The 5,350-nt window shown below is 40.8% G+C and carries 7 protein-coding genes; all 7 read right to left on the reverse strand.

Translation table 11 applies throughout. From position 1 onward, the window contains the following. Positions 1-27 precede the first annotated feature (27 nt). Genes A5875_RS09800 through A5875_RS09830 form a run of 7 tightly spaced genes read right to left on the reverse strand, consistent with a single transcriptional unit; the run spans position 28 to position 5,266 of the window. Positions 28-744, reverse strand: coding sequence for a sugar transferase (locus tag A5875_RS09800; protein ID WP_088933425.1), 717 nt, complete (start codon positions 742-744; stop codon positions 28-30). 49 nt (positions 745-793) lie between these two features. Continuing rightward, on the reverse strand, positions 794-1,537 hold the full coding sequence (locus tag A5875_RS09805) for a tyrosine-protein phosphatase (RefSeq protein WP_088933426.1): 744 nt from the start codon (positions 1,535-1,537) through the stop codon (positions 794-796). 11 nt (positions 1,538-1,548) lie between these two features. Next, positions 1,549-2,307: a CpsD/CapB family tyrosine-protein kinase gene (locus tag A5875_RS09810; RefSeq protein ID WP_088933427.1), complete on the reverse strand. Its 759-nt coding sequence runs from the start codon at positions 2,305-2,307 to the stop codon at positions 1,549-1,551. Between the two features lie 13 nt (positions 2,308-2,320). Beyond that, positions 2,321-3,109 carry a YveK family protein gene (locus A5875_RS09815; RefSeq protein ID WP_088933428.1) on the reverse strand — a complete coding sequence of 263 codons (789 nt, stop codon included), beginning with the start codon at positions 3,107-3,109 and terminating at the stop codon, positions 2,321-2,323. A gap of 14 nt (positions 3,110-3,123) precedes the next feature. Further along, complete coding sequence (locus tag A5875_RS09820) at positions 3,124-3,969, reverse strand: hypothetical protein (RefSeq protein ID WP_088933429.1); 846 nt, start codon at positions 3,967-3,969, stop codon at positions 3,124-3,126. 15 nt (positions 3,970-3,984) lie between these two features. Next, positions 3,985-4,632: a class D sortase gene (locus A5875_RS09825; RefSeq protein ID WP_088933430.1), complete on the reverse strand. Its 648-nt coding sequence runs from the start codon at positions 4,630-4,632 to the stop codon at positions 3,985-3,987. 28 nt (positions 4,633-4,660) lie between these two features. Then, positions 4,661-5,266, reverse strand: a complete 606-nt coding sequence (locus A5875_RS09830) for a hypothetical protein (protein ID WP_088933431.1) — start codon at positions 5,264-5,266, stop codon at positions 4,661-4,663. Positions 5,267-5,350: the final 84 nt, after the last annotated feature.

Below are 5,350 nucleotides of genomic sequence, written 5' to 3' on the forward strand. Positions count from 1 at the left end.
AATACATACCTTCTTATTACATTTTTTCTAATACGCCCCATCCGGCTTCATCATTACTTTTATCGTTTTAATTATCAACGCAATATCATATCTGATTCCGCGCTTTTGAATATAATCAATATCAAAATCGACCATTTCTTCAAAATGAACATCATTGCGTCCACTAACCTGCCACAATCCAGAACAGCCTGGTTTTACCAATAGGCGTTGCATATCATACTGCGTATATTCTGCAACTTCTCTTTGTAGTGGTGGACGTGGGCCAATCAAACTCATATCGCCTTTGATAACATTGAGCAATTGAGGGAGTTCGTCTAAGCTTGTACGGCGAATGAACTTGCCGAATTCAGTAACTCTAGGGTCTTCTTTAATTTTGAACATTGCGCCTCTGATTTCGTTCTTGTCCGCTAGAATATCTAACTGTTCTTCTGCTCCCACACACATTGAACGGAATTTATACATGGTGAACAGTTTACCGTTTCGGCCGACACGTTTTTGTTTAAAGATCACTGAAGCGTTTGGCTCTTCTTTATGTATTTTGTAGGCAACCCACAGCATAATAGGAGAGATGAAAATGAGTCCAAGCGTTCCTAAAACAAGGTCAATAATCCTCTTGAGCAGATCATAGCCTTTTTGATTCTCTATTTTTTCCTTATCTAACCAAATCAACTTGGAATGTCCTTGATTAGGGTAGGTTTTATCATTCAAACTATTCACGTCCCCAAAAGTCTTCTCACTTTTCATCACTTAGTCCCCCCAACAAACTATTAATTAAAAAAATTTGAAGCGTGGTTCATTTTATTGCTCGATACTTCGGTCTGACTACTGAATCCCCATTCACCAAGTCTTTAGCCATTTGCTGCATCGCTGCAACCATCTCTCTGCCGCCGATTTTCTCGATTTCTTCATAGGCTTCCTTCATTAAAAATGTCCGATGCCGAAGATTGTGTGCATCAGATGCAACCATGTAGAGCATCTGATGTTCAAGCATTAGCCTTGCTGTTTTCTGTATCTCACTGCCAAATATCCCCACGATACTTGGTGCAGTTAGTTGTGTGAGTGTGCCCATCTCAAGGAATGAGACTAATCGATTCGGTTCCTCTCGAAAGACTGCATTTCTTTCTGGATGAACAATCACCGGCACATGACCTTGATTTAGCAAACGATAGAACATTTGCTCAGCATAGATCGGAATCTCATTGGTAGGAAACTCAATCAGCAGATAAGTATTATCCAAATCAGTAAATAAAATTTCCTCTCGCTTGATTGCCGTTAATAGCAGCTCGGTAAGCCGAACCTCTTGCCCTTCCAGCAAAGTCAAATCTAGCCCTCGTTGATCAAGTTCACTTTGTAAAGCAGCAACATCTCGAATGATTTGATCTGCCGGGTTGTTATACTTCCCATTATTATGATGAGGCGTACACATCAAATGAGTGATCCCTTGGCTGATTGCTTTTCTTGCCATCTCCAAACTATCCTCTAATGTCTGTGCGCCATCATCTACTCCTGGCAAGATATGACTATGTAGATCGATCATCTAGTACTCACTTACTTTCCTTCCGTGCCATAATAGTAATAGGAATCTTCTCCCTGTTTCTTACCGTTATAGACAACTCCGAGAATTTTCGCTTGGACCATGTCCAATAATTTTTTTGCTTCTAAAATTGCTTGCTTATTCGTCTTACGTTCACGAACGACCAAGATCGTCCCATCAACATATGAAGACATGATTTGCGCATCCGTTACTGTTACAACTGGAGGCATATCAAAAATTACCAAGTCAAAGGACTCGCTCAATATTTCCACCAATTCATGCATCCGTTGAGAACCGAGCAGTTCAGACGGATTCGGCGGAGTCGGTCCACTTGGCATTAGATATAGATTCTCAATGTCTGTTTCAACCAAACGACTGCCGACCTGTGTATTTCCTTGCGTCAGAAATACGTTTTCCATCTCAGGTTCTGATAAGAAGCTGCCAGTCGCAGCATTGCCTTCTGTTAAGTAATTACTTAGTCCATTTACATTTGGCACTTTGAAACTCAACGCGACATTTGGTTTCCTCAAATCCGCATCCACTAATACAACTCGACTGCCCGCGTTGGCAAAAACAACGGCCAGATTTGCTGCCGTAGTTGTTTTTCCTTCTGAAGGACCAGAGGAGGTTACTACAAGTGATTTGATTTTCTTATCTGCTGAAGAAAACTCAATATTCGTACGAATCTTTCGGTATTGTTCAGCTGCCGTTGAAAAAGGATTGATCGCAGTGATCAAATCAACTGGTGTAATTGCTTGTCTCTTTTTCGCCATCTAAAAATTCCCCTTACACACGTTTTCGATTACGAGTGGGCGCTGTGCGAGTCCCTCGTGCTTCTCTTTTATTCTCTTGCGGAGCAGCTGGTGTTCCACGATTTTCATATAATTCTTTTTTGCTGATTTCAGATACTTGTCCAAGAATCGGCAACTCTAATACTTCAATAATGAAGCGTTCGTCTTTTACCGTCTTATCTAGTAACTCCGTTAAGAATGCTAATCCGACACCTAGCATCAATCCTACAACGGCTCCAATCAACAAGTTCAACTTATTGTTAGGAAAGACTGCTTTAGATGGTACGACGCCTTTTGAAGTGATCGTCACTTTATTAACTGCTAAAACATCCTCTGCTTTTTCTTGGAATGTTGTCGCTGTTACATTTGCGATCGTCGCAGCTTTCCGTGGTTCCGGTGAAGTAGCCACGATTTGGAACATTTGCGAGTTCTGCGCCTGTTCAACTTCGATCATGTCTTTCAATTCAGCATTGCTGTAGGTGTATTGGTATTCATTTTGTAGTTGCTTTTGGACCGCATCAATAACGACATCGCCTTTAATCATATCTTTATATGTATTGATCAAGAGCACGTTCCCATTGATATCATTTTGCAGATTCGTATTTGCACCTTCTGCTGGGTTGTTTTGCACGATCAGTTGCGCGGCTGAGTCATATTTGGGTGTAATCAAGAAAAATGTCACGACCGCAGCCAATCCGATCCCAGCGATGGTCGTCATCAGGATCAGTAATGCTTTCTTTTTTAAAACTTGAAATAATTCTTCTAAGCTGATTGTTTCTTCCATCTTTTTTCCCTTCACTAACGAACGTTATGTATTTTTTTAGAACGCATTCTTTCACTGATCAGCGCCAATAGTATTGCTAGAACAGTCAATGCTAGTCCTACAAAGACAAAACTCAAATCAAACGCTGTAATGTAGCTTGTCACAAAGCGATACAGACCTTCCGACATAATACCTAGTCGATTGATCGCTCCACTAAAGTAGATGATCGCTGGTAAAACGGCTAACATTAGTCCTGCACCTAAAAAAGTCACACTGCTCCAGCGGACCTTCTGATGTTTCATCTTGACCATCAATAGCAAGCCGACGAACACCAAGATGAAGGCAACACCAACTATGACCAAAATCATGGTCAAAGAAGATTTGAAAGCCATCACTTTTTTGCCATAACTTAATAAGTAAGGAATCTCGATATAGTTCGAGTAATTCTTCGTCGCACTATTCGCTAAGTTAGTCAAATTACCTTGTGTCGTTTCATCAACAGCAATATTTTTCTGCTGCGCGTATTGATTGACGTTTTTTAAAATATTGTCTTTGATTTGATCCTCCCCTTGGAGTTCAAAGGGAACCTCTTGATAAATACTGCGAATATAATTATCAACATTTGCTGAAACTGTTTTTTCCGAGACGACATCAGCTAAGACCTCCGGCGGGATGTTACTGCCGCGTCCTAAGTCCTGGATGCTTTGTGTCATATCTTTACGGATCGTTTCTGTGTAATCTGTCTTATGAACCTGTTTGATCATAAAGTTCTGATTGAACAAGGTCATACGAATACAAATCAACGCTAATGTGGCAAAGAGGAGTAAAGACCCAATGAATGCTAAGACCCATCGTGGGGCATTTCTTGTTGCTTGTTTCATAGTTTGCCTTTCCTCCTACTCGTTTCCATTAATAATTGGACCTGAAACATATTCTCCGATGGCAAATAAACGTTCATCAGTTAGACCTAAGCTATCTAATGGATAGCAGGTATAGAGAATAATTCGTCGGTCATTTCGTTGATAAATCAGATCGTCAATTTCTTTATCTTTTTTGTTTCTAACGTCGAGCTGCGTAATCTGATACGTGTAATTGCCGTAGGTCGTTTGAACCTCGATCGTATCACCTACTTGAGCTCCGCCTAGTTTGCCGAAATCATCGACATTATGTCCGCCAATCAGCGATGTGCCTAATTCACCGGGGTATACTGATCCCATGAATTGGCCTGCGCCTTGACGTAAAATTTGTTCGGTATCTCCGAAATATAAAGGAACATCCAACTGTACTTTTTCTATCTTTACTTTACCGAAAAGCTCCCCTCCCACTGGGTAATTGATCTTACTTGATGGAAGTTCATTCTTTTCATTTGTTGCGATTTTTTTATTGTCCACAGCCTCAAATGTCTGTTCCGTCGCCTCAAAGTCGGGAGTATCTGTTAATAAAAACAATTGAATAGAAGAAGTTACAAATTGAATGACAGGTCTTCCTATGACATACATCAAAGAATAGCCGATAACAAGAAAGATGATCGGAGCGATCAACATCGCCCCAACCCTCTTCAGCCTAGAAGCCTTACGCAAGTTTCTTACGTCCTACTACAAATGCACCTGCTGCAACAAGTAATAAGCTTGCGAAAGAAATTGCACTAGACAAATGTGTAATGCCTGTTTGTTTTACTGCACCACCTGATGTGTAAACCGTACTGCTTGCTGGCTTAGTCGAACTGGTTGTACTAGCTGAACCTGAACCTGGCTGAGTAATAGAATAGCCTCCAGGTGAGAAGGTGATTGTCAGCCCTAGGATATTCGCCGCTTTGGTGATAATATCCTTCAATTGGTTCTTGGTGTTCAATGGCAAGGCTTTAATCAAAGCTTCAATAGAATTGATATTTGAAACATCAATACCTGAAGATTCTACTAAAGAACGAGCGCTTTGGATTTGTGCAACAACTCCGTTCACTTGATCAGCAGAAACATCATTTTGTTTCAAGAAATTTTCTGCTTGTGCGCGTTCTGATGCACCAATGTTAAACGTCTTTCCGCCTACAGTTACGCCTTTATCCAGCTCCGACAAAATTCTTTGTTCATCAGCAGTGATGGCACCATCTGCATGAGCACTAGGCCCAACAAATAAAACCACCGCGATGAGCGCAATTAACCCACTTACAATTTTCTTCATCTACATACCTCCCTTACTAAGTATTTTATGTTACTCGTGTCACAATTCAGCAGAAAAATCCAATTTTTCCGCTGAATTTAGTAT

The organism is Enterococcus sp. 3H8_DIV0648 (assembly GCF_002140655.1).
In the GTDB taxonomy this organism is placed as follows: domain Bacteria; phylum Bacillota; class Bacilli; order Lactobacillales; family Enterococcaceae; genus Enterococcus_A; species Enterococcus_A hulanensis.